This window comes from Pseudomonas mangiferae (genome assembly GCF_007109405.1).
Lineage (GTDB): Bacteria > Pseudomonadota > Gammaproteobacteria > Pseudomonadales > Pseudomonadaceae > Pseudomonas_T > Pseudomonas_T mangiferae.
Genome location: NZ_VJOY01000015.1, coordinates 1 through 22,509 on the forward strand (window position 1 = coordinate 1; position 22,509 = coordinate 22,509).

Below are 22,509 nucleotides of genomic sequence, written 5' to 3' on the forward strand. Positions count from 1 at the left end.
GGGGGCGGGGGTTCGGCCACGACCGGGTCCGGGCGGAACAATGCTTTGAGCAGACTCAACATGGGGTTAGGCCTTCAGGGGACGTTCGAGGGAAAGCGGCAGGAGCCCGTCGGGCCCCGGGCCGGCGGCCGGCGGCGTGGACGAGGTGCGCAACCAGCGCGCCGAAACCCGCGCGCCGTGCAGGCGCAGCGGCGCCTCCACCAGGCGGTAGTTGACCTCGGCCAGGCCCACCAGCAGCGCCAGGGCGCAGAAGCCGTGGAGCAGGGCCAGGCCGGGCCCCGGCACGGCGTCGGGCAGCAGCCGGAAGAACAGCTCGCGGGTGGCGAGGAACACCGGGATGTGGATCAGGTACAGCGCATAGGAACGCGAGCCGGTCCACAGCAGCGCGCGCCGCAGGCGACCGTCCGCCAGCAGCAGGTCGCGGTCGTAGGAGGCCAGCAGCACCAGGCCGGCGGACAGCAGGGCGATCAGGCTGACGGCGTAGCGGGTCAGCTCCAGCCGGCTGCACAGCAGGGCCATCGCCAGCAGCGCCAGCCCGGCCAGCGCCAGCCGCCCGGCACGCCCCAGGCCCAGCAGCGACCGCAGCCCGGCCCGCCAGGTGGGGTGGCCGCTCCACAGGGCGATCAGCACCCCCAGGACCAGGGCGTCGGTGCGGAACAGCATCAGCAGCGACTGCTGCCGCGGGATCGCCAGTTGCACCGCGGCGAAGGCCAGCAGGCACCACGCCAGCCGCCGCCGGCAGAGCAGGATCAGCAGGGGGAACAGCAGGTAGAACTGCTCCTCCAGGGACAGGCTCCAGTAGACGAAGCTGGCGCCGATCTCGTGGACCATGAAGTTCTGCGCGAAGCGCACGTTGGCGTACTGCAGGACCCCGGCGGCCGTGGCCTCCAGGTTGGCCTGCAGGCTGCCGAAGGCGCCGCTGCGGTTGAAGGCCACCACCGCGACGAGGATCAGCCCGAGCCACAGCCAGGCGGACGGCCACAAGCGCCAGATCCGCCGCACCCAGAAAGCCAGCACCACCCGACGCGTCTGGCCCGGCGCCACGGTCAGCAGGCGCGGCACCAGGTCCCGGGCGATGACGAAGCCGGACACCGCGAAGAACAGGTCCACGCCGAAGCTGCCGCCCAGGTAGCCGTAAAGCCGCTCCAGCCCGGCCGGGGCCCAGGGCAGCAGGTTGCCGACGTGCTGGAACAGCACCGCCAGCACGGCGACCGCGCGCAGGACCTCGATGTCGGCGATGCGTCCCTTCATCCGGGGGTTCCTCGGGTAGGCGGCTCAGCCCGCCGCCAGGGGTTTGCGCGCCACGATGACCTGGCTCTTCGGCAGGACCCGGTCGAGGGCGCGCTTCATCGGTTCCGCCTCGGGCATCTTGATCAGTTGGTGCCAGAGCTTCGCCCAGTCGTTGAGCAGCGGTGGGTACGGTGGCTGCACCACGTCGTGGGAAGCGCCGTCCAGGTCGGTGCCGGCCGCCTTGGCGCAGGTCCAGTAGATGCACATCCAGAGGGTCCAGAAGAAACCGTAGGTCTCCTGGCGGATGACCTCCAGGCCGGCGCCGCGCACCAGGGCGTCGAAGGCGTCGCGCTCGAAGATATGAATGTGGTTGGGGCGCTGGAAATAGTAGGCCGGGGCGAAGGCTTTCTGCACCTGCTCGCCCAGGGCGTCGGGCACCGCCAGCAGGTACAGGGCGCCGGGCTGGCCGACCCGCACCAGCTCCCGCAGCACGGCGGCCGGGTCTTCCACGTGCTCCAGCACTTCCAGGGCCACCACCCGGGTGGCGCGGGCGTCGGCCAGGGGCAGCGGCGCGCTGTCGGAGACCAGGCCCTCGGCCTGCCGCGCCGGGGTCTGGGCGACCCGCTGGCGCAGCGCCTCGACCTTGTCCGCGACCACGTCGCTGAAGATCACGTGGGCGCCGCGGTTGGCGCAGAACAGGGTGGCGCCACCGGCGCCGCAGCCCACGTCCAGCACCGTGTCGTCGGCGCTCACGGGGAAGTCCAGGAACAGCTCGTCGCGGTCGGTGCGGTACCAGCCGCTCTGCACCACGTCCACCAGCCCGCAGTCGCGGGAATCGACGAAGCCCTCGCCGTCGGTGATCGCCTTCCAGGCCGCCGCGGCCTCGTTTTCGTCGGTGAATTCGACGCCGAACCGGCGGAACCCGTCGAGCAAATCACTCATGCACACACACTCTCGTTGTCTTCGATGGTCAGGAACGCGCTCAGCCGCGCCGCCGCGGCCTCCCGCGAGCAATGGCCCTGCATCCGCGCCACCGCGTTGCGCGACAGCACGGCGTAGCGCGCCGGGTCCTCGCGGTAGGTGCGGTAGGCGTCGCGGTAGGCCTGCAGCAGCGACTGCCAGTCGATCTGGTGGCGCAGGGTGCGGTAGGCCAGCCGCGGGTCGTGGGGCCAGGCGGTGGCGTCGAGCCAGCTGTCCACGACGAAGGCCACCTCGCCGTCAATGTAGTCGGCCATGGCCGAATGCCGCGGCGCCAGGGCCGGCTTGCCGCAGGAGAGGAACTCCATCAGCGGCAGGCACTGGCCCTCGCCATGGGAGGCGTTGACCACGAATGCCGTGGCGTCGATCAGCGACTCGAAGCCGGCTTCGTCGACGAAGCCCTGGAGGATCACCACCCGGCAGCGGAACGCCGGCAGCCGCGCCATGCACATCAGCATGTCGTTGATGGCCGAGCGGTACTTGCTGTGGCCCAGCTTGAACAGCAGGGTCGCGTCCGGCACGTCGCGGAAGGCGGTGCAGAAAGCGGTGAGCATGTCGACCCAGTTCTTGCGGCCGTCGTAGGGGTTGAACATGGCGGTGAACACCACGCCGTCCAGGCTCAGCTGGCGCGGCGCCAGTTCCCACGGGCTGACCGGCTCCGGCGCGGGCGTCGCCGCGGGGGGCCGCAGGCGCCGGCGCAGGGCGTCGAGGGCGCGGTCGCAGGCCGGCGGCAGGCTGTCGCGCCAGACCAGCCGGTACCATTCCGCCAGGTAGCGCAGGGTGACCCGCAGCGGATCGGGTGCGGCCGGCATAGGTGCGGCCGACGGCGGCGCGGCCGGTGCCGGGGCGTCCGCGGCGGGCGCCGACTCGGCGGCCTGGGCCTCGGCGTGGAGGGCGTCCACCACCGCCTGGGCGGTGGTCTCGCCGCGGGCCTGGGCCACCGCCTGGGCCACGGCGTCGGGGCCGGGCATCCACGGTTCCAGGGACAGGTTGTGGGTGTCGAACACCACCCCGGCGGGCACGCCGATGTGCCACGGGCCCCGGCGCGGCTGGTCGCCGCGGGCGCGCAAGCGGGCGAACTTGTCCCACACCGGCGCCGGGATCGACACCACCGGGAAGTCCGCGCCCATGGCGTCGCGCACGGCCTCCACGGTGAGCCGCGAGTGGACGATGGCCCGGCCGCACAGGGCCAGGCCGTGGCGCCAGTCGTGCTCCGGCTGGTCGTACCAGCTCTGGGTCGGGATCGAGTCGAACTCCCAGGCGAACACCGGCACCGTCGGGCAGGCGAGGCCCAGGGTGGTGCGGTGCGGCGGCGAGAAACTGAGGAACACGCAGCGCTGGCCGGCCTCGCAGGCGGCGGCGTAGTGGGCGTCCACCTCCCGGGCCGGGTCGTCGACGGCAATCACCTCGCCCAGGCGTTCCAGCACCGGCCGGAACTCGCGCAGGACGAAGTAGTAGCTGTACTCGGGCATGCCCAGGCTGCGGGCGATGCTGGCGGCGGTGACTTCGGAATAGATCAGGATTTTCATGGCAGCGAAGGCTCCGCCGGGGTCTCGCGGCGATCCGCGGCGCGGGCCAGCACGTCGGCGAGGAAACCGCCCAGGCGCTCGGCCACGCCGTCCACGGCGCAGTAGTCGCGCATCCGCCGGAAGGCTTCGGCGGACATGGCGCGGTAGGCCTCGGGGTTGGCCCGGGCCTGCCGGTGGCTGGCGCGGTAGGCGAGCATCAGCGATTCCCAGTTCAGCCGGTGGCGGCGGGTGCGCAGCTTGCCGGTGGGGTCGTGGGACCAGCAGGAAGGCTCGGGCCGGGTGTCGACGACGAAGCCCAGGGCCGGGTCCAGGTAGTCCAGCATCGCCGTGTGGCGCGGCGCCAGCACCGGCTTGCCGGCGCTGAGGAACTCCATCAGCGGCAGGCACAGGCCCTCGCAGGCCGACGCGTTGACGTAGTAGTCGCTGGCCTCGATCAGCGCCCGGTACTGGGCGTCGTCGAGGAACCCGTGGAGCACCAGCACCCGGCAGCGGAACGGCGCCAGCCGCGACAGCAGGGTGAGCAGGACGATGCGGTAGTACTCCAGGTCGTGGTGGGTCATCTTCACCACCAGGGTGGCGTCCTCGGTGTCCTTGAACGCCCAGCAGAACGCGGTGATCAGGTCGATCCAGTTCTTGCGCCCGTCGCCCGGATTGAGCACGGTGGTGTAGACCACGCCATCCAGTTGCAGGCGATGGGCCTGGGAGATCATGTAGGGCGGCGGGGGCGGCGGGGGTTCCGCCGGCTCGGGTTCGGGCGCCGGCTCCAGGTCCACGACCGGCTCGGGCTCGGGTTCCGGCTGGGGAAGCGGCTCCGGGACAGGGGCCGGCGGCGGCTCGGGGCGAATCCCGCGCACTTCGTTCCACCAGTCCCGCAGCAGCACGCGGCTGACGTAGCGCTTCTCGGCGGCGTTCAGCGGCGCCGGCGGCGGGGTTTCCGGTTCCGGCTCGGGTTCCGGCAGCGGCTCCGGTTCGGGCTCGGGCGCCGGCTTGCGCACCAGGCCGTCGGCGGACAGGCCGAGGATCGGGCTGTCGATGGCGTAGCCGTCGAATACCAGGACCCGCGGGCCGGGGCACGGGGTCCAGTGCTCGGCCGGACAGACGTCGGCGAAGCGCGACCACACCGGGGCCGGCAGGGCCAGCACCGGGAAGTCGTCGCCCATGGCCCGGCGCACCGCGTCGGCGGTCTCCTGGCTGCAGGGCACGGCGGCGGCGATCCGCTGGAAGACATGGCGCCAGTCGTTGCGCGGGTCGTTCTCCCAGGGCTCGTCGGGCAGGTTGTCGAACTCCCAGGCGAACACGCAGACGGTCGGGCAGCGCAGGTCCACCGGGGTCTGCTGGGGCGGGCTGAAGCTGAGGAACACCACCGGCTGGCCTTCGTCGCGGTAGCGCGCGTACAGCCGGTCGATCTCTTCCGGGTTGCCGGCCTCCACCACCGTGCCCAGGCGTTGCAGCGCCGGCAGGAATTCACGCAACAGGAAGTAGTAGCTGTACTCGGGCTTGCCGAGGGAGGCCTGGATATCGGTCTGGCCGATCTTCGAGCCGATGAGAATGATCATGTCGTCTAACCGTGCGGGGCTTCATCGACGGCGGCGCGGCATGGGCGTCCGGCCGGTGTCCGACGAGCCCGCCTGCGTACCCGCGCCGGGGACCCGGCGCGAGAACCTTATTGTTCGAGGGTGCGTCTTGCCCTGTTCCGCGAACCAGCCCGTACGGAAGGGTGCTGCATAGCACCAGTTCTCGCCCGCGCTTGCAAGCCTCTTTTGGCCCGCCGCCCGCTGCCCGGCCATGACCGAAAGGTCAGGTCCGCCTGCTTGCGCTGGCTCCCCGCGGGCGCTTTCGACTAGGCTTGGCGGTGGTCGCTCGGCCTCGCGCCGGCGACCGTTTCGCCGCCATCGCCTCGCAAGGAGTGACCCCATGACCCCGTTCCGCCTTCTCGCCGCCGCTGTGCTGCTGGGCCTCGCCACCGGCGCTTCCGCCAGCAGCCTGGTGGGCACCACCGACACCCTGGTCAACGCCTTGCAGGCCAGCTCCGACGCCCTGTCCGACGTCACCTCCTCGCTGCGGGACGACAAGGTGATCCGCGCCGCCCGGGACGATGCCGCCAGCTTCGTCGCCAGCGATGGCGCCATCCGCGGTGCCCACCTGGAAGCGGCGCTGCGCCTGCTGCGGGACCGGGCCCCCGCCCTGGCCGCCAGCGACCTGCAACTGGCCGAGGCGCTGCTGGTGCGCTGAGCGCGTCGCGCGGCGTGAACCCGCCGCGCGCCAGCCCGTCCAATGGCGGTTCCTTTCGTTTCCACGGAGTCTTCCATGCGTAGCCCGCTTTTCGTCGCTGCCATCCTTTCGCTGATCTCCGCCACGAGCCAGGCCCAGACCCTGGTGGCCACCAGCAACATCATCGTCCGCGCCATCGACCGCTCGGTGGACTTCACCTCCGACACCACCACCTCTATCCGCGACGCCAAGCTCATCCGCGCCGCCCACAACGACGCCGCCAGCTTCGTCGCCAGCGACGGCGACATCCGCGGAGCGAACCTGGAAGCCGCCTTCGCCCGCCTGCGCGAGCACCTTCCCGAAGCCCGCGCCGCCAGCGACCAGGCCCTGGCCGAGGCGATCCTGGCCCGCTGACCCCCACCCCGTCACCGCCGCGACGCACCGGCGTCGCCCTGCCCTGCCGGCCAGCCCGCTGGCGTGGATCGACCGCTCCCATGCCCATTCCGTTACGCGCCCTGGTCTTCGTCCTGTCGTGGGCGCTCGGTGTCTCCGCCCAGGCTGCCCTGCGCCTGGAGTTGCAGGCCGAGGGCCTGACGGCGGCCCAGCGCCAGGCCAGCCAGGCCCTGCTGGACGAAGCCCTGGCTGCCCTGCCGCCCAGCCTGGTGACGCGCCTGGACCGGCGGGTGACGGTGAGCTGGCGCGACGACCTGCCGGCCAACGCCTTCGGCCGCACCCTGCGCCCCGGAGCGCTGGCACTGAACGCCGCGCAACTGCCGGCCCTGGCCGATGGCTCCGCCGCGCACCGCGCCACCGGCCGCCCCCACGGCACCCTGCGCCGGGAGCTGCTGGCGACGGTGCTGCACGAGCTGACCCACCTCTACGACCGCGCCCGCCTGTGGGACACCGACCAGCGCCGGCTGCTGGTCCGCTGCCACGACCGGGCCGCCAGCAGCGGTCTGGTGGGCCTGCCGGCCGCCTGTCGCGGGCAGACCGAGCGACGCTTCAGCCTGAGCGACGATCCGCGCCTGCTTGACCTCGCCGGCTGGCCCCAGGCCGTGGGCCGCCGCGGCGCCCGGGAGGCCGGCAACGGCCAGGTGGCACGCAGCCCGGACCCCTACGAGCTGAGCAGCCCGAAGGAATTCGTCGCGGTGAACATGGAGTATTTTCTCCTCGACCCCACCTACGCCTGCCGGCGCCCGGCCCTGCACCGCTATTTCCGCGAGCGGTTCGGCTGGGCGCCCCCGGCGGCCACCTGCAAGGGCGGGCTGGCCTACCTCAACGCCGGCCGCGATTTCGGCCGTACGCCCCTGGGCCGCCTCGACCCGGCGCGGGTCTACCAGGTGGACTACCTGTTCGCCGAAGCCAACGACAGCTGGGCCAGCCGCTGGGGCCACGCCATGCTGCGCCTGGTGGTGTGCGCGCCGGGACGGCCGCGGGGCCCCGACTGCCGCCTGGACCTGGACGAGCACCTGGTGCTGTCCTACCGCGCCTTCGTCGGTGACGTGCAGCTGTCCAGCTGGGATGGCCTGACCGGCGCTTACCCGTCGCGACTGTTCGTCCTGCCGCTGCACCAGGTGATCGACGAATATACCAAGGTGGAGCTGCGCAGCCTCGCCTCGGTGCCCCTGACCCTCGACCGGCCGGCCCTGGAGCGGCTGGTGGAGCGGGCCGCGGAAATGCACTGGAGCTACGACGGCAACTACTGGTTCCTCTCCAACAACTGCGCGGTGGAGACCCTCAAACTGCTGCGCAGCGGCACCACCGACCCGCGCCTGGACGACCTGGACAGCATCATGCCCAACGGCCTGCTGGAGGTCCTCGAGGCACGCGGCCTGGCCGACCCCGCGCCTCTGGCCGATCCCCAGGAAGCCCTGCGCCTGGGCTACCGCTTCGACTCCTTCCGCGACCGCTACCAGGCCATGTTCGCGGTGCTCCGCCAGCGCCTGGACGTACCCCAGACCCGGGTGGAGGACTGGCTGACGCTCCCGGCCCGGGAACGCCGCCCCTGGTTCGAGAACGCCGACCTGCGCGCCAGCGCCGCCCTGCTGCTGCTGGAACAGGCGGCCCAGCGCCAGCAGCTGCTGCTGGCCCAGGACGATCTGAAGCGCAACTACCTGAGCAGCCGCGAGCGGGCCGACGACACCCGCTTCGCCAAGGCCGGCGGCACCCTGGAACAGATCCTCGCCACCAGCGGCTTCCTGAGCCGCCCGGCGGAGCTGCTGGACGGGGGCTACGGCCTGCCCCAGGCCAGCGAATGGCAGCGCCTGGAAGCCGAGAGCCACCAGCGCCAGCAACGTCTGCAACTGCTCAGCGACGACCTGGACGGGGAACTGCGCCACCTGCTCGAACCCGCACGCCTGGCGGAACTGGACGCGGTAGAGGCCAACCTCAAGCAGATCGGCACCCGCCTGCGCACTCTGCACGACGCGGCCGGGGGATTGCGGTTGCCGTGAGGGGTACCGTTTTAGAGATGTGAATTTGGAGGAATGTCGTACGTGAAAACGCTGTATTGGCCATCTTCAGGTACCAAGGCCAATAGTCGATCCCGGGTGGGGAACGCTAGATCCGCGATATAGGGAAGGCGAACCCGACCCAGCACGCGAGCGGTCTCTGCGTCCCATACCTCTAGATTGCCCTGTTCGTCCGCAACAGCCACGCGACCTTCGTCCGCTAAAATCAACGCTGTTACCGCTGCAGGCATGACGAATTCGTTCAGCAGCATGAGAGGCTCCAGCGAATACACGCGTACTTGGTTATCCACCGATACGGCAAACTGTTCGGCATGGGGCGCTACGACAACATGACCTCGCTTATGGGCTGAAAGGGCTCCCCATCCGCAGCGACCCAGCGGCTCGACCTCAGGGATCCGCCACACCTTGCAGGAGCCGGTGTCATCAATGGCAATTACATGTTTTTCACTTCGAGTAATAGCTGCATCAAACGGTTTTATATCAGCGCTCCAATATATGCGTTGATCCGTTCGGGGATTGTGGAGCAACAGCGTTTTTTCCAGAAGATTACTAGTAAACACTCGGCCGCTATCGGTCAGCTTATAGATGCCCGAGTAACCTGGATGTGCGCTCCATACGTCTAAGGCTGAATTCTCTTTTCTCCAGTCAATCAAGCTTTTCCGATAAGCGATATAATCGACATTCGCATCAACCGGAACATCAGCACCGACATCGAAAACATGCTCATACAGCAATTTTTCGGGCTCGACCTGAAGAACCTTAACAAAAGTTCTAAGCGCCCCCTGCTTTCCATCAATATATCCGACAAAATAACTATTGGAGTCAATAAATCCACTCCCATTGATGGATGGAAAGTCGCCAACTGCACGAAATGTGGTTATCTCATTTAAATTTTCTACCTCATAGAGGTCGACACGGCCAGAAGAGCTCTCAACCAAAAAATATCGGCCATTCTCATCGACACGTAGCTTTTCCGCAGAAGCGTCTACAGCTATCGATCCCCGGGAAATCAAGCGAGGCGCAGCGAGCCTTTGATCCATCACTGCCAATTTATCGGTTTGGCATCCTGCCAAACCGACTATCGTAAAGAATAAAATTCCAATACGCATCGAATACCTCAGACAGCGCTAGCGCTGACGCAGCCATAAAAATAGGGAAGGAACCTTTCGACATTTAAATCATGTATACGCTCGTTGACAGTGGAGATTCCGCCCCAAGAATATACTTTGAAGCTAAGTTTCTTTTTCTTGAGCATATCTACTACATCGGGACGAGCGGAATTATAGCAACTGGGACCTAGCCCCATAGGTTCATGCATCACTATCCAGTGATCTGGGGTTCCAAGCAACGTTCTGGGCATACCGTTCAACTTCGGCATAGGAACTTCACCAGCTACTGCGCCCAGTACGGCGGCACGTACCAGCAGGCAAACGTATCGCCCCATATTGGCTTGCAAATCTGCAGCAAGAAGTCGCTCCAACGAGGCCGGGTGATACTGCGCCAAGTTATCCACCTGGGTAAACAAACCACTCTGCTCAAACCAGGCCGCCATAGTATTTGCTCCGGTTATGCCTGCGATGGAAGAGCCCGGTCCACTCATCGACAGGACACCGTTAGAGGCATCTCTTAAGCTAGCCAACGTCACCCAATCGGTGGCCTCGATGGCGGAACCAATATCAGCATGTCGACACTGAGCGCTCGGTTTTATATGCAGCTGGCCAATACGTGCCTCGCCATGGGTCATAAGATCAATGGCATACCGCGCGTAATGCCAAGGATGAGCACTGGCGAGGCAGTACATGAAAGCAGCGGGACCGCATAATGGTGCACTCTGTTGGTTGATCGTTTCTGGTGCCCTTATGCGTCTAGCAATGGACTCTCCAATTTTTGCCCGCGTCATTTTAGGAGAATTGAGAAACGAAAACGCCAGCGGCTCTTTACCGTTCTGGAAGGCCTGTATCAGGGCATATGGCATGGTAGGAAGCTCCTTTTCCGAAAGGGGCCACCATGATGGCCACCGGCGGAGGCGGGCTCCCGTGCACCCGTCACAGACGCGCCACCCGCCATGCCTAATTCGTTAACAGGATCGCAGAACGCCATCAGAGCTGTTCTTCCTGCTCGTCCGGCAGGTGGGGGTCCAGGTGCAGCCAGGGCAGGCGGGTGCCGACCCAGATGTGGCGGTCGGCGGGGGCCTGGTTGGCGTCGTCGAGGGTACCGATGGTGACGTCCAGGGTGTCCGGGGCCAGCGCCGTGTGCAGGGCCAGTTGCGCGCCGCAGTCGCGGCAGAAGTAGCGGGTGCAGGTAGGCGAGGATGCATAAGTGCCGGGCTCACCCGCGGTCCAGGCGAAGCGCGCGCCCGGCACGCTGATCCAGGTCACCAGCAGGCCGCCGCTGCTGCGCCGGCAGATGCTGCAATGGCAATGGGCGATGTCGCGCAGGGGTGCGTCGAAGCGGTAGCGCAGGCGGCCGCAGTGGCAGCCGCCGGTGTGCAGGTCGGTCATGGGCGAATCCTCCGGGCGGGACTTCATCATGCCGGATCGCCGCGGTCGGGTTGCATCGGCGCGGCGGTCGGCCGACGATAGCGGCTTTTCCGAGCCCTCGCCGTGACCGACCTGCTCCAGGCCCTCTGGCCCCTGTTCGCCCTGATCGTCGGGGGCTACGGCCTGCGCCGCTGGGAATTTCCCGGCGATGCGTTCTGGCCCGCCGCCGAGCGGCTGAACTACTTCCTGCTGTTCCCCGCCCTGCTGTTCCACAGCCTGGCCACCGCGCCCCTGGACAACCCGGCGCTGTCGCGGCTGGCCCTGGCGGTGCTGGTGGGCCTCGGCCTGGGCTGGGCCAGCCTGCTGGTGGGCCGCCGCCTGCGGGGCTGGCCCGCCGGCCGCTTCGGCGCCCTCGCCCAGGGGCTGCTGCGCTTCAATACCTACCTGGGCCTTGCCGCGGTGGGTAGCCTGTTCGGCCAGAAGGGGCTGGCGCTGGCCGCGCTGATGCTGGCGCTGATGGTGCCCACGGTGAACCTGATGTCGGTGTGGGCGCTGACCGCCGAGCGTGGGATGGGGCTCCGAGCCCTGCTGCTGCCGGTGGTGAAGAACCCACTGATCGTGGCCTGCCTGGCGGGCGCCCTGGTGAACCTCGCGGGCCTGCCGCTGCCGGGCGGCAGCGAGCGGCTGCTGTCGCTGCTGGCGGCCGCCAGCCTGCCCCTGGGCCTGCTCTGCGTCGGCGCGGCCTTGCGTCCGCGGGAGCTGGGCGGCGAATGGGCGGCGCTGGCCTGGAACTGTGGGCTGCGCCTGCTGGCGATGCCGGTGCTGGCCTGGGGCGTGGCCCTCGCCCTGGACCTGCCGGCGCTGGAGCGCACGGTGCTGGTGCTGTTCTTCGCCCTGCCCACCGCGCCCACCGCCTACGTGCTCACCCGGCAGTTGGGCGGCGACGGCTCGCTGATGGCCGGCCTCATCACCCTGCAGACCCTGCTGGGCGCCGTCAGCCTGCCCCTGGTGCTGATCCTGGCGGGCTGACGGCACCGGCGCTGCGCGCTTCGCCGGATGCGCGGGCTTCTCGTATCCGTCACTGGCGATTCCGGGGCTTCGTGCGGCGACCGCCCGGCGCACTGGCGCTCGGGCCGCCAGGCTGAGAAGCCCACCCAACCCTCCGGTTGGCCCGCCGCCGAGTACGCCCCTGGATCGCCAGGATGACCGGGCCGCCTGCAGAACATCAGCTCGGATCACCCGCCCCCTTCCTGGCGTCCGAATGGACGAAGCACCCCGTCCGCCCGGAGAAACACGCTGTCGCGAATTCCCGGCGCGACTTTTTCAGGGCAATCGCTAGAATCCGCCGGCAGCCGGTCAGATCTGGCGACCCCCACTTTCAGCAAGGACACGATATGGATTGGCTGTTGAACCCGGAAATCTGGGTCGCCTTCTTGACCCTGACGGCTCTGGAGATCGTCCTGGGCATCGACAACATCATCATGATCTCCATCCTGGTGGGGCGGATGCCCAAGGAGATGCAGCCCAGGACGCGCCTGTTCGGCCTGGCCCTGGCGATGATCACCCGGATCCTCCTGCTGCTGTCCATCGCCTGGGTGATGCGCCTCACCGCCGACCTGTTCCACGTGTTCGGCCAGGGCATCTCGGGGCGCGACCTGATCCTGTTCTTCGGCGGCCTGTTCCTGCTATGGAAGAGCAGCAGCGAGATCTACCACGGCCTGGAAGGCGAGGACGAGGCCGAGGGCGAGCCGAATAAGGGGCCGGGCGGGTTCATCGGCACCATCATCCAGATCGCCATCATCGATATCGTGTTTTCCCTGGACTCGGTGATCACTGCGGTGGGCATGGTCTCCCACGTACCGGTGATGATCGCCGCGATCATCGTCGCGGTGCTGGTGATGATGCTGGCCGCCGGCACCATCAGTTCTTTCATCGACAAGCACCCGAGCCTGAAGATGCTGGCGCTGTCGTTCCTCATCGTGGTGGGGACGGTGCTGATCGCCGAGAGCTTCGAAGTGCACGTGCCCAAGGGCTACGTCTACTTCGCCATGGCCTTCTCGCTGGCGGTGGAAGCGCTGAACATCCGTATGCGCACCGCCCGCAAGAAGCAGGACGTGGATCCGGTGAAACTGCGCAAGGACATCCCCGGCGAGTGAGGCCGGGGCAGCGGCCCGGCTCGTCTGACCGAGCCTGGCCGGGCTGGGCCTGGCCCACCGGGGTCGCCCGGGATCAGGCGATCTCGATCATCTCGAAGTCGGCCTTGCCGACGCCGCAATCGGGGCACAGCCAGTCGGCCGGCACGTCTTCCCAGCGGGTGCCCGCGACGATGCCGTCGTCCGGCCAGCCCTCGGCCTCGTCGTAGATCAGTCCACACACCACGCATTGCCACTTCTTCATCGCTGCACCTCGCTATCAGGCCGGGGCCGCGGGCGTCCTCTGGGGGAACGCTTTGGCGGCCGAGGCGGCTTTGTACTGTTCCACGCACACCCGTGCAAGGGCAACCGGCCCTCGTCGGCATGCTAAGCTCGCCGCTTTCCGCCACGCCCAGCCCCGCCGTGCCCCATTCCAGCCCCGTCTCGCCCCCGTCCTGGCAGACCGCCGACCACCTGTCTCCCGCCCCGCCACCGCCGGTATCCGCGTGGCTGTTCGACCAGGGCTCGCTGACCCAACGCCTCACCGCCCTGGCCGACGGCGCCTTCGCCGTGCAGCCATTGGCGGAAGGCTGGCAGGTGCTGCGCGAGGATGAATGCCGGGCCCTCGGCCTGGAAAGCGGAAGCGAGGGCTGGGTGCGCGAGGTCTACCTGCGCGGCGAGGGAGCGCCCTGGGTGTTCGCCCGCAGCGTCGCGCCCCGGGACGCCCTGCAGGCGTCCGGCCTGGGCCTGCGGGAGCTGGGCGAGCGCTCCCTGGGCGAGCTGTTGTTCAGTGACCGCGCCTTCGCCCGCGGCGCGCTGCACGCCTGCCGCTACCCAGCCGCCTGGCTGCCGGCGGCGGTGGCCGGCGAGGGCCTGTGGGCACGCCACTCGCGCTTCGACCGCGGGCCCCTGGCGGTGCTGGTGGCCGAAGTGTTCCTGCCCGCCCTCTGGCGCCGCGTCGGGCTAGCCTGACGCCCGCCACGGAAGGACGAATCGGTATACTCCGCCGGTTCGCCCTGGAGCCGTCACGATGTACACCACGCTGCTGCAAGCCTTGAACCGCGTCCACCCACGCGCCTGGGACTTCGTCCAGCTGATGCGCCTGGACAAGCCCATCGGCATCTACCTATTGCTCTGGCCGACCCTCTGGGCTCTGTGGATCGCCGCCCGGGGCGTGCCGTCGGCGGCCAACCTGGCGATCTTCGTCGCCGGCGTGTTCCTCATGCGCGCCGCCGGCTGCGTGATCAACGACTACGCCGACCGCGATTTCGACGGCCACGTCAGCCGCACCCGCGCCCGGCCCCTGGCCAGCGGGCGCATCGCCGGCCGCGAGGCGCTGGTGCTGTTCGCCCTGCTTTGCCTGGCCAGCTTCGGCCTGGTGCTGCTGACCAACGCCGCCACCCTCTGGCTGTCCATCGGCGGGCTGGTCCTGGCGGCCAGTTACCCGTTCATGAAGCGCTACACCTTCTACCCCCAGGTGGTGCTGGGGGCGGCGTTCTCCTGGGGCATGCCCATGGCCTTCACCGCCGAGACCGGCGAGCTGCCCGCCGCCGCCTGGCTGCTGTACATCGCCAACCTGCTGTGGACCGTGGCCTATGACACCTACTACGCCATGACCGATCGGGAGGACGACCTGAAGATCGGCGTGAAATCCACGGCGATCCTTTTCGGCGAGGCCGACCGGGCCATCATCCTCACCCTCCAGGGCCTGGCCCTGGGCTGCCTGCTGCTGGCCGGCGCGCGCTTCGAGCTGGGGCTGTACTTCCACCTGGGGCTGCTGGTAGCCGCCGGCTGCTTCGCCTGGGAATTCCACCTCACCCGCACCCGCGATCCCCAGGCCTGCTTCCGGGCGTTCCTGCACAACCACTGGGCCGGCCTGGCGATCTTCCTGGGCATCGTGCTGGACCATGCCCTGCGCTAGGCCCACCCCGGCGGCGCGCAGAACGCCGCGGCCAGCCCCATGGCGTCTCCCCGGGAATGGCGCTGCCCGGTTGCCGGACGGGCCCGGGGAGCCCGGGCCGACGCGCCAATGTCACATCGCTGCAATAATTCCGTTATCTAATGCGCCCACGACAGGACTCCCCGGAAGCAGCAACCCATGGCAGGCAAGACAATCCTCATCGTCGACGACGAAGCCCCGATCCGCGAGATGATCGCCGTCGCGCTGGAAATGGCCGGTTACGAATGTCTGGAGGCGGAGAACGCCCAGCAGGCCCATGGCGTGATCATCGACCGCAAGCCCGACCTGATCCTGCTGGACTGGATGCTGCCCGGGACCTCGGGCATCGAACTGGCGCGGCGCCTGAAGCGCGACGAGCTGACCGGGGATATCCCGATCATCATGCTCACCGCCAAGGGCGAGGAGGACAACAAGATCCAGGGCCTGGAAGTGGGCGCCGACGACTACATCACCAAGCCCTTCTCCCCCCGGGAACTGGTCGCCCGCCTCAAGGCCGTGCTGCGTCGCGCCGGCCCGGCGGACAGCGAGGCGCCCATCGAGGTGGGCGGCCTGCTGCTCGACCCCATCAGCCACCGGGTAACCATCGACGGCAAGCCCGCCGACATGGGCCCTACCGAGTACCGCCTGCTGCAATTCTTCATGACCCACCAGGAGCGCGCCTACACCCGCGGCCAGCTGCTGGACCAGGTCTGGGGTGGCAACGTCTACGTCGAGGAACGCACGGTGGACGTGCACATCCGCCGGCTGCGCAAGGCCCTCGGCGAGGTCTACGAGAACCTCGTGCAGACGGTGCGCGGCACCGGCTACCGTTTCTCCACCAAAGGCTGAACCCGGCCCTGCCGGCCGGGTGCGCAGTACGCAGGACGACCGTCTATGGATGAGTGGATGAACCGGGACTGGCGCGGCACCCTGCTGCGCCAGGCGGCGGCGCTGCTGGGCGCCTGCCTGCTGGTGGGCCTGGTGACCGGCGAGTACGGCTGGGCCCTGGCCCTCGGCCTGGGCCTGCAGGTGGCCTGGACCACCCGCCAGCTGCTGCGCTTGCGGACCTGGCTGCAGACCCAGCGCCTGGACGAGCCGCCGCCGGAGAGCCACGGCCTGTGGGGCGACGTGCTGGACAACCTCTACCACCTGCAACGCCGCCACCAGCGCGCCCGCGACCGCCTGCAGGCGGTGATCGACCGGGTGCAGGAATCCACCACGGCGCTGAAGGACGCCGTGGTGCTGCTGGACAGCGACGGCAACCTGGAGTGGTGGAACCCCGCGGCGGAGACCCTGCTGGGCCTGAAGACCTCCCACGACAGCGGCCAGCCGGTCGGCAACCTGATCCGCCACCCGCGCTTCAAGGAATACGTCGAGCAGGCCAACTACCGCGAGCCGCTGGACCTGCCCTCCCCCCTCAGCGACCGCCTGCGCCTGCAGTTCCACTTCACCCGCTACGGCAACGGCGAGCATCTGATGCTGGTGCGCGACGTCACCCGCCTCCATCAGCTGGAGCAGATGCGCAAGGACTTCGTCGCCAACGTCTCCCACGAACTGCGCACCCCGCTGACGGTGATCGCCGGCTACCTGGAGACCCTGATCGACAACGCCGAGGACGTGAACCCGCGCTGGCGTCGTCCGCTGCAGCAGATGCAGCAACAGGCCGGGCGCATGCAGAACCTGCTCAACGACCTGCTGCTGCTGGCCAAGCTGGAAGCCACCGACTACCCGTCGGACAACCAGCCGGTGCACATGGAACCGCTGCTGCGCTCCATCAAGGCCGACGCCCTGGCCTTGTCCGCCCAGCGCGCCCACCGTTTCACCCTGGACGTGGAGCCCGGCATCGACCTCAAGGGCAGCGAGGCGGAACTGCGCAGCGCCTTCTCCAACCTGGTGTTCAATGCCGTGAAATACACCCCGGACCAGGGCGAGATCCGCATCCGCTGGTGGGGCGACGAGCAGGGTGCGCACCTGGCCGTGCAGGACTCGGGAATCGGCATCGAGGCACGCCACCTGCCGCGCCTCACCGAGCGCTTCTACCGGGTCGACTCCAGCCGCGCCAGCGCCACCGGCGGCACCGGCCTGGGCCTGGCCATCGTCAAGCACGTCCTGCTGCGCCACCGCGGCCGCCTGGACATCAGCAGCGTGCCCAACCACGGCAGCACTTTCACCTGCCACTTCCCCCCGGCGCAGATCGCCCGCCAGGCGTCGTAGGGGGCGAGCGCCTTGCCACACTGAGGCCTCCCGCGCGTCCCCGAACAGGCCTGCTGGCCAATCGCTGCATTCCCGGACGCAGTGCACAGTCTGCCGTTCGACGGGCGTGTACCATGCGCGCCACCTTTTCCCGGCCCTTTTTCCCGCGCACATCAGGCGTCGCCCGGCCGGCTCCCTCACGGACAGGACACCTCTCATGGCAGAGTCGGCAGGTCTTCCCATCGCCCACGTCGGCAGCGAAGTGGCGGGCAAGAACGTGGTCACGGGATCGCCCACGGTATTCGTCGGCAGCACGGCCATCGGCCAGGCGGACCGTTGCCCCACCTGCTCGCCCGCGGTGGGCCAGCCGGTGAACCCGATCCTGGGCGCCAAGCTGCTGCCGGCGGAGACCGACTTCGCCCTGCCGGCGCCGTCGCCCTTCGCCTTCAGCCGCAGCTACCTGTCCCGGGACGCGCGCATCGGCAGTCTGGGCCAGGGCTGGTCCCTGCCCGGGGAAGGGCTGGGCCTGGAGCTTAAGCCCACCGCCACCACCCTGATCGACTTCCAGGGGCGGCGCATCGACTTTCCGGTGCTGGGGCCGGGGGCGGCGTTCTACTCGGGCAGCGAGTTGCTGTGGCTGTGCCGCGGAGGGGTGGCGGACGGGGTGACCTTCGTCCCCTGGACCGGCCGCTGGGCCGCGGTCGCCGAGGCCACCCAGCGCCACGAGGGGGCGGTGCTGAGCTAAGAATCCTCTTGGCTGGATACCCTCTCAGGCATACGAAGCCTGGAGCTCAAGACCCATATACTCCCGGACTTCCCATGATTCAGTTCAATGCCCATCAACTTCAACAACTCGCCCAGGCAGAACAGGACACGTTCGTCGATAAGGTGCAGGCGCATTTTCTGCAGACCTATATTCCCGATGCCAGGGAACCCTGGGGCGACTATACGCCATCCGACTTGCGGGCCCGTATTGAGCGAGGGATCGCGCGTGCGAAACAGTACGGTTTTAACAGCGAAGAGGAGTGGTTCGATTTCCTCGTATGCCAGATGGCACTGGGAGAGGGTTTCGAGGGTGATCCGCGTTATCCCTGGGCAGCAGCCATTCTGAACGACACGCAGGGATCGGAGTGCTCGCAGCGGCTATACAAGGCGATGATCATGCAGAGGCACATCGACATAAGGGAAGAGGTCCGCTGATACATGCACCCGATGGAGCGATACCCTGGCGAATTTGATGAATTTGCGCAGCTCGTCTATGAAGCCAAACTCGAGCGCGAGCGAAAATTGGAGCGGGCCAATGCGGTGTTTCGAGACACGCTGCGCAAGATGCGGGCCGATATTCCGGTCTATCAATGCAAGGATGGCAACTGCTGTGATGCGCGGTGGGCGGATGTGATGAAAGAAGTGAATTTCATCTCTGAACACCCTGACCCTATCGAGCGCAATCGCCAGATCAATGCTCTGTATGCCGACCTTTACCTCAAGAACCCCAACCAGAAATGGGCTGCAACTGCCGCCATCGTTTCAAAGCAAGTGGGATGCACAATGATGGGTAACCCATTTGTAGATAATGAAGTTCTAGGAAAAGGCAATGTTGCAATTTTTCAGAATATCTACCCCATCCTGAAGGTGTATCAAACGGCGCGGCCGCCTTTGACGGACGAGCAGCTTTTGAAGTGCATTAAACGTCATCTTGTAAACTTGAAAGAAGAGCATCGAAAAAATTTACTAGAAGCAATTCAATTAATGATGAAAAATTACCCACAGGCCGCAGCATTAGCCATTGCGGAGCACGAGCAAAGTGTAGTGGTGCAAAATGCTATGTGGGATGACAATCTGCTTGTCGCACAGGCATGGATTAATGCGCAAACAGGAGAGATCGCTGTAGACCAAAGCGTTTATTTCACTTCCGGGTGCGATAAATCCGATAGCACTCGACTGAGCTTCCCCGGGGATCTGAATGTTTCCAACGCCAAAGATCGCGTAAAGTTCTATAAAAATAATTTTTTATCTAAATTTGATGAAGTCAATACAAATCCCGATAAGATTAATGAAATTCTGGGTGGAATTCGGAATAAAGGGGAACGTTAATAATGCATAGAACGTTCCAGAGGCTTTCAAGTAAACTCACCTCAGGCTGGGGCATACTTTTTTCCTTAATCATCGCTATAGCAGGGGTAGGTCATATGGTTTATGAAAAGGTAAAAAATCCATGGGGCCCCTATATTAATAGGCCTTCTCGGGTCCTCAGAATAGAACTGGGTATGCCATATGATGCGTTCATTGAAAATAATCCAAAAAATATTTTTGCTGAAAGTAACCCCTATGAAGGAGTTGACGATTATATAGTTTTTTCCATGGACCCTATCGCTGAGCCCAATATGAGCACCGTTATTGTCGAGTATGGGTTCCCGAAAGTCGTTTTCACTTTACCGCGCTCCACATTCGTGTCACCGGTTTTTGTTGCTGGGCACCTTCGAAGCGTGTCGATCAAGCCGTTGCTGTATCCGGTCAAACGAGAAGAAGCCCTGAGCCTGGCATCCGACTTAATAAGAATGTTCAATAACAGCAATTTGAAAATCAGTAAAGATAAGTTTAAATTCACTCTGGAAGAAGTAAAGCTGCGCATGCAGCTTCCGAGACGGGATATGGATTACAAGTCATTTCCTGTAGGAAATTGGCAACGCAAAGAACCTTATGGTATTGGCGAATTTCAGCTACTTATCGAAGTACTAGATAGAAAGCTTCCGCCCGCAGAGCAACTTTATAGTGTCGATGTATCGATAACTGGGCTGGACCTCCATCAGCGACTGTCTAATCTGGTCAAAGATGCTCGTCGACGTATTCCTTTGGTAGGGACCAATGGCCCTTGTTCACCGGATGACTATAAGAGTTGTGAGTACGACGATATGCGCATCTATTTGAATGCCTTGCGAAAGGCAGGCTTAAGTCCGCTTAAGCCGCAATAGACCATCTGATTCCTGTGATTTTGGCTGGTACATCACTATCGAGGTGTTGCAGGTGATGAAATCAAGGCCGCCTACCGCTACGACGGCCTCTCCCGGCGCATCCTCAAGCAGGTGCTGCGCGGCGACACCCTCTCCACCACCCGCTTCGGCTGGGACGGCGACCGCCAGTGCGCCGAAGTCGGCGAGGACTGGCTGCGCACCACCGTGCACGAACCGGGCGGCTTCGTGCCGCTGCTGCGCCTGGAACAGGCCCGCGCCCCGGACCCGCTGGAACTGATCCAGGCCCGGCGCCTGCTGGCGAGCCAGGGCCAGGCCCTGCCCGAGGCCTACCGGCCGCCCGTGGACGCGCTGCGGCTGGCCTGCTTCCACACCGACCACCTGGGCACCCCGCTGCGCCTGACCGGCGAAGACGGCCAGCTGCGCTGGCAGGCCGAACCGGACGACTGGGCCGCGGTGCGCGCCGAACGCGGCGACACCAACCAGCCGATCCGCTTCCAGGGCCAGTACCATGACGAGGAAAGCGGGCTGTACTACAACCGCTACCGCTACTACGCCCCCGAGTTTGGACGCTACGTGAGCCAGGACCCGCTCGGGTTGTTGGGGGGGATGAATGGGTACATTTACTCTGAAATTAATCCTTCCCATTACAGCGATCCGCTGGGATTGAGTCCTTTTGCGGGGGCGGGAGGAATGAGTAATCAGCAATTAGGAAGTTATGCTCAAGCGCAGGCTGCCATAAATTCGGTTAGCGCTGAGCTGGAAAAAATCAAAGGAATGATTACATGGGACAATCCTTTTGCCCCAGATTATGTCTCTGCCGAAATTGATGTCTATTTTGCGTCGGGTAGTATTATTTATACTAGATATGGAGATTTATTTACTAGTGGCGGCATTGTTCGCGGATACCCGTCTAGTGCAGGAGGCGCAAATATCTCTGCTGGTTACCTGGTATGTCCTGCCGCACCTGACAGAAAGGAGTTGAACGATTTCCTTGGCGGGTGGGCTTCGGGTGCTGGTTATTATGATGGAGTTGGTGTTAGTGTTGTTGCTAATTCAGCCGGAACAGCGGTGAATGTTGGTGCCGGTCTAGGTAAGGCAGGCGCCAGTCTCGGTTCTAATTCCGGGAGGCAGTGGGGGATATCTGATGTCGTACCGAATTAAAAATATCATTTTAATAAAGGGATTTTTAGCGGTTACTGGATTGCTTTTTATATCCATAATTTATTTTTCTATCGCAAGAAGTATGGATAAAACCGATGGGGTAAGCTTTAGAGAGCTGAGTGATGAAATGAACAAGATACCTAGATTGAAAGATGCAGTATTCATCAAGAGGCATCAGTCTGATCGGTTTGGGTCAGCTCTAATTTCCGATAGATTTGCTATGCACTCTTCCATTGGTGTGGCTGAGAAATATAATGAGTGGCTAATTCGCGACGGATGGGTAGCTTTAAGTGCGGGTTCTATTCGAGAATATGAATATTGCAAAGGAAAAATGACGGCCGCCTTGGAGTTAAATGAAAATACTCGAAGTTTTTCATTTTCTCTGAGCTGGAGTCGCTATGCGCCGAGTCGCTGCTTAACTAAATTTAAATGATTATGCTGTAACAGCAGCGGCTTGTCATTGCTGGGTTGTTGGGAGGATTAATAGGTATGTGTAGGTAGTTTCAAGGGTTGGTGCTGGCCGGGGGTAGAGCTATCTAGGCTTTTCGGCATAAAGTACAGAAAGTGCAGAACGCCATGGTCACAAGGCAGACAGAGAAAGTCACAGATTTCCTAATCCCCAATGAGCACATTAGAAAATAACATGAAACCGGCTTGCTGTTTTTTTTAATGCTTTGGATTTTTAATCCTTCGGCAGAATCCTGTGAAGATTCTTTGCTGAAAGAGCGAGCCATCAGCTTCGCGAAAAAATATAGCTCTGGCTCCGATGTTGTTTTGAAAGAATGGTTTACCAAGAGCGCTTTAAACACCCAATTCATCAAAGAGAAACATCATCTGGATTTTTTCAATTACACCTATACTCAGGCCAAAGACAACAAAGGTATAAAAACCATCAAAGTGGCTCTTGATAGCGCCAAATCATGCGATCAATGCGCAGTATCAACCACAATAGAATTCAACTCTAAAAGCCAGCCTTTCGAAGGTACTGAATGTTGGTCATTAGAAGAAGGGCAGTGGAAGATAAGTGATAAGTGAGCCACTATATTATCAACTATGAAACATGAGAAATTCATAAAACGATTTTCTCTCTTCTACTCATGAGTGGAGTGTACGCAGCGCCAAACAGTCCAAACAGTCCAAACAGTCCAGACTGGCCCCGGGTTTCGCCACTGAACGCTCACTTTTCCCTACACGAAAACAATCAACACCAGTT

23 protein-coding genes and 1 pseudogene are annotated in these 22,509 nt (G+C 64.6%); 16 read left to right on the plus strand and 8 right to left on the minus strand.

The features are described from left to right. Window positions 1-66 precede the first annotated feature (66 nt). The 4 genes from FM069_RS17470 to FM069_RS21660 are packed head-to-tail and all read right to left on the minus strand — an operon-like array spanning window position 67 to window position 5,293. Window positions 67-1,251, minus strand: a complete 1,185-nt coding sequence (locus FM069_RS17470; RefSeq protein ID WP_143489662.1) for an acyltransferase family protein — start codon at window positions 1,249-1,251, stop codon at window positions 67-69. A gap of 24 nt (window positions 1,252-1,275) precedes the next feature. After that, window positions 1,276-2,172 (minus strand): class I SAM-dependent methyltransferase, encoded by an 897-nt coding sequence (locus FM069_RS17475; RefSeq protein WP_178106806.1) that lies wholly within the window; start codon window positions 2,170-2,172, stop codon window positions 1,276-1,278. Continuing rightward, on the minus strand, window positions 2,169-3,737 hold the full coding sequence (locus tag FM069_RS17480) for a glycosyltransferase (protein ID WP_143489663.1): 1,569 nt from the start codon (window positions 3,735-3,737) through the stop codon (window positions 2,169-2,171). The genes FM069_RS17475 and FM069_RS17480 overlap by 4 nt, the downstream gene beginning before the upstream one ends. Next, on the minus strand, window positions 3,734-5,293 hold the full coding sequence (locus tag FM069_RS21660; protein ID WP_178106808.1) for a glycosyltransferase: 1,560 nt from the start codon (window positions 5,291-5,293) through the stop codon (window positions 3,734-3,736). Before FM069_RS21660 ends, FM069_RS17480 begins: the two co-directional genes overlap by 4 nt. A gap of 358 nt (window positions 5,294-5,651) precedes the next feature. Here FM069_RS21660 and FM069_RS17495 point away from each other — a divergent pair, with 358 nt between their 5' ends. The 3 genes from FM069_RS17495 to FM069_RS17505 all read left to right on the plus strand — a co-directional run bounded on the left by FM069_RS17495 (window position 5,652) and on the right by FM069_RS17505 (window position 8,401). Next, window positions 5,652-5,969 (plus strand): DUF2388 domain-containing protein, encoded by a 318-nt coding sequence (locus tag FM069_RS17495; RefSeq protein ID WP_143489665.1) that lies wholly within the window; start codon window positions 5,652-5,654, stop codon window positions 5,967-5,969. Window positions 5,970-6,044: 75 nt separating this feature from the next. Further along, window positions 6,045-6,362, plus strand: coding sequence for a DUF2388 domain-containing protein (locus tag FM069_RS17500; RefSeq protein WP_143489666.1), 318 nt, complete (start codon window positions 6,045-6,047; stop codon window positions 6,360-6,362). An 80-nt stretch (window positions 6,363-6,442) separates the two neighbouring features. Further along, window positions 6,443-8,401 carry a DUF7844 domain-containing protein gene (locus FM069_RS17505; protein ID WP_143489668.1) on the plus strand — a complete coding sequence of 653 codons (1,959 nt, stop codon included), beginning with the start codon at window positions 6,443-6,445 and terminating at the stop codon, window positions 8,399-8,401. 11 nt (window positions 8,402-8,412) lie between these two features. Here FM069_RS17505 and FM069_RS17510 read toward each other — a convergent pair whose 3' ends face one another. The 3 genes from FM069_RS17510 to FM069_RS17520 form a co-directional block, all read right to left on the minus strand. Continuing rightward, window positions 8,413-9,528 (minus strand): WD40 repeat domain-containing protein, encoded by a 1,116-nt coding sequence (locus FM069_RS17510; RefSeq protein ID WP_143489669.1) that lies wholly within the window; start codon window positions 9,526-9,528, stop codon window positions 8,413-8,415. Window positions 9,529-9,536: 8 nt separating this feature from the next. Further along, window positions 9,537-10,394, minus strand: coding sequence for a hypothetical protein (locus FM069_RS17515; protein ID WP_143489671.1), 858 nt, complete (start codon window positions 10,392-10,394; stop codon window positions 9,537-9,539). A gap of 124 nt (window positions 10,395-10,518) precedes the next feature. Continuing rightward, entirely contained in the window at window positions 10,519-10,920 is a 402-nt protein-coding gene (locus FM069_RS17520) for a GFA family protein (RefSeq protein ID WP_143489673.1), read from the minus strand. Window positions 10,921-11,022: 102 nt separating this feature from the next. Between FM069_RS17520 and FM069_RS17525 the strand changes: the two genes are divergently transcribed. Continuing rightward, the gene (locus FM069_RS17525; RefSeq protein WP_143489675.1) at window positions 11,023-11,928 is read left to right on the plus strand and encodes an AEC family transporter; all 906 of its coding nucleotides are present in this window, start codon (window positions 11,023-11,025) and stop codon (window positions 11,926-11,928) included. 365 nt (window positions 11,929-12,293) lie between these two features. Next, the gene (locus FM069_RS17530) at window positions 12,294-13,055 is read left to right on the plus strand and encodes a TerC family protein (protein ID WP_143489676.1); all 762 of its coding nucleotides are present in this window, start codon (window positions 12,294-12,296) and stop codon (window positions 13,053-13,055) included. Between the two features lie 73 nt (window positions 13,056-13,128). On the opposite strand, the gene FM069_RS17535 is transcribed toward FM069_RS17530, so the two are convergent. Further along, window positions 13,129-13,296 carry a rubredoxin gene (locus FM069_RS17535; protein WP_143489677.1) on the minus strand — a complete coding sequence of 56 codons (168 nt, stop codon included), beginning with the start codon at window positions 13,294-13,296 and terminating at the stop codon, window positions 13,129-13,131. A gap of 158 nt (window positions 13,297-13,454) precedes the next feature. Here FM069_RS17535 and FM069_RS17540 point away from each other — a divergent pair, with 158 nt between their 5' ends. From FM069_RS17540 to FM069_RS17590, 11 genes and pseudogenes are all read left to right on the plus strand, one after another. Next, window positions 13,455-14,003 (plus strand): chorismate--pyruvate lyase family protein, encoded by a 549-nt coding sequence (locus FM069_RS17540; protein WP_178106810.1) that lies wholly within the window; start codon window positions 13,455-13,457, stop codon window positions 14,001-14,003. 58 nt (window positions 14,004-14,061) lie between these two features. Continuing rightward, the gene (ubiA, locus tag FM069_RS17545; protein ID WP_143489679.1) at window positions 14,062-14,952 is read left to right on the plus strand and encodes a 4-hydroxybenzoate octaprenyltransferase; all 891 of its coding nucleotides are present in this window, start codon (window positions 14,062-14,064) and stop codon (window positions 14,950-14,952) included. Between the two features lie 177 nt (window positions 14,953-15,129). After that, complete coding sequence (phoB, locus tag FM069_RS17550) at window positions 15,130-15,819, plus strand: phosphate regulon transcriptional regulator PhoB (protein WP_143489680.1); 690 nt, start codon at window positions 15,130-15,132, stop codon at window positions 15,817-15,819. A gap of 45 nt (window positions 15,820-15,864) precedes the next feature. Then, window positions 15,865-17,184 (plus strand): phosphate regulon sensor histidine kinase PhoR, encoded by a 1,320-nt coding sequence (gene phoR / locus FM069_RS17555; RefSeq protein WP_143489681.1) that lies wholly within the window; start codon window positions 15,865-15,867, stop codon window positions 17,182-17,184. Window positions 17,185-17,380: 196 nt separating this feature from the next. Further along, complete coding sequence (locus tag FM069_RS17560; RefSeq protein WP_143489682.1) at window positions 17,381-17,908, plus strand: DUF6531 domain-containing protein; 528 nt, start codon at window positions 17,381-17,383, stop codon at window positions 17,906-17,908. 74 nt (window positions 17,909-17,982) lie between these two features. Further along, entirely contained in the window at window positions 17,983-18,363 is a 381-nt protein-coding gene (locus tag FM069_RS17565) for a hypothetical protein (protein ID WP_143489683.1), read from the plus strand. Window positions 18,364-18,366: 3 nt separating this feature from the next. After that, a complete protein-coding gene (locus FM069_RS17570; RefSeq protein ID WP_143489684.1) occupies window positions 18,367-19,257 on the plus strand; it encodes a DUF2515 family protein in 891 nt (296 codons plus the stop codon). A gap of 2 nt (window positions 19,258-19,259) precedes the next feature. Further along, window positions 19,260-20,135 (plus strand): hypothetical protein, encoded by an 876-nt coding sequence (locus FM069_RS17575; protein WP_143489685.1) that lies wholly within the window; start codon window positions 19,260-19,262, stop codon window positions 20,133-20,135. A 24-nt stretch (window positions 20,136-20,159) separates the two neighbouring features. Then, window positions 20,160-20,801, plus strand: a pseudogene (locus FM069_RS21920) (RHS repeat-associated core domain-containing protein); the annotation flags it as partial. A 478-nt stretch (window positions 20,802-21,279) separates the two neighbouring features. Then, the gene (locus tag FM069_RS17585) at window positions 21,280-21,729 is read left to right on the plus strand and encodes a hypothetical protein (RefSeq protein WP_143489687.1); all 450 of its coding nucleotides are present in this window, start codon (window positions 21,280-21,282) and stop codon (window positions 21,727-21,729) included. A gap of 221 nt (window positions 21,730-21,950) precedes the next feature. Next, window positions 21,951-22,331, plus strand: a complete 381-nt coding sequence (locus tag FM069_RS17590; protein ID WP_143489688.1) for a hypothetical protein — start codon at window positions 21,951-21,953, stop codon at window positions 22,329-22,331. The last annotated feature ends 178 nt before the right edge of the window (window positions 22,332-22,509 follow it).

What these genes read in the sequence shown, in the direction of transcription:
- FM069_RS17500 (WP_143489666.1), top strand. Translation starts at nt 6,045, where the DNA reads ATGCGTAGCCCGCTTTTCGTCGCTGCCATCCTTTCGCTGATCTCCGCC.
- phoR (WP_143489681.1), top strand. Translation starts at nt 15,865, where the DNA reads ATGGATGAGTGGATGAACCGGGACTGGCGCGGCACCCTGCTGCGCCAG.
- FM069_RS17480 (WP_143489663.1), bottom strand. Translation starts at nt 3,737, where the DNA reads ATGAAAATCCTGATCTATTCCGAAGTCACCGCCGCCAGCATCGCCCGC.
- FM069_RS17565 (WP_143489683.1), top strand. Translation starts at nt 17,983, where the DNA reads ATGATTCAGTTCAATGCCCATCAACTTCAACAACTCGCCCAGGCAGAA.
- FM069_RS17520 (WP_143489673.1), bottom strand. Translation starts at nt 10,920, where the DNA reads ATGACCGACCTGCACACCGGCGGCTGCCACTGCGGCCGCCTGCGCTAC.
- FM069_RS17530 (WP_143489676.1), top strand. Translation starts at nt 12,294, where the DNA reads ATGGATTGGCTGTTGAACCCGGAAATCTGGGTCGCCTTCTTGACCCTG.
- FM069_RS17495 (WP_143489665.1), top strand. Translation starts at nt 5,652, where the DNA reads ATGACCCCGTTCCGCCTTCTCGCCGCCGCTGTGCTGCTGGGCCTCGCC.
- FM069_RS17535 (WP_143489677.1), bottom strand. Translation starts at nt 13,296, where the DNA reads ATGAAGAAGTGGCAATGCGTGGTGTGTGGACTGATCTACGACGAGGCC.
- FM069_RS17585 (WP_143489687.1), top strand. Translation starts at nt 21,280, where the DNA reads ATGTCGTACCGAATTAAAAATATCATTTTAATAAAGGGATTTTTAGCG.
- FM069_RS21660 (WP_178106808.1), bottom strand. Translation starts at nt 5,293, where the DNA reads ATGATCATTCTCATCGGCTCGAAGATCGGCCAGACCGATATCCAGGCC.
- FM069_RS17505 (WP_143489668.1), top strand. Translation starts at nt 6,443, where the DNA reads ATGCCCATTCCGTTACGCGCCCTGGTCTTCGTCCTGTCGTGGGCGCTC.
- FM069_RS17575 (WP_143489685.1), top strand. Translation starts at nt 19,260, where the DNA reads ATGCATAGAACGTTCCAGAGGCTTTCAAGTAAACTCACCTCAGGCTGG.
- FM069_RS17470 (WP_143489662.1), bottom strand. Translation starts at nt 1,251, where the DNA reads ATGAAGGGACGCATCGCCGACATCGAGGTCCTGCGCGCGGTCGCCGTG.
- FM069_RS17560 (WP_143489682.1), top strand. Translation starts at nt 17,381, where the DNA reads ATGGCAGAGTCGGCAGGTCTTCCCATCGCCCACGTCGGCAGCGAAGTG.
- FM069_RS17515 (WP_143489671.1), bottom strand. Translation starts at nt 10,394, where the DNA reads ATGCCATATGCCCTGATACAGGCCTTCCAGAACGGTAAAGAGCCGCTG.
- FM069_RS17510 (WP_143489669.1), bottom strand. Translation starts at nt 9,528, where the DNA reads ATGCGTATTGGAATTTTATTCTTTACGATAGTCGGTTTGGCAGGATGC.
- phoB (WP_143489680.1), top strand. Translation starts at nt 15,130, where the DNA reads ATGGCAGGCAAGACAATCCTCATCGTCGACGACGAAGCCCCGATCCGC.
- ubiA (WP_143489679.1), top strand. Translation starts at nt 14,062, where the DNA reads ATGTACACCACGCTGCTGCAAGCCTTGAACCGCGTCCACCCACGCGCC.
- FM069_RS17570 (WP_143489684.1), top strand. Translation starts at nt 18,367, where the DNA reads ATGCACCCGATGGAGCGATACCCTGGCGAATTTGATGAATTTGCGCAG.
- FM069_RS17475 (WP_178106806.1), bottom strand. Translation starts at nt 2,172, where the DNA reads ATGAGTGATTTGCTCGACGGGTTCCGCCGGTTCGGCGTCGAATTCACC.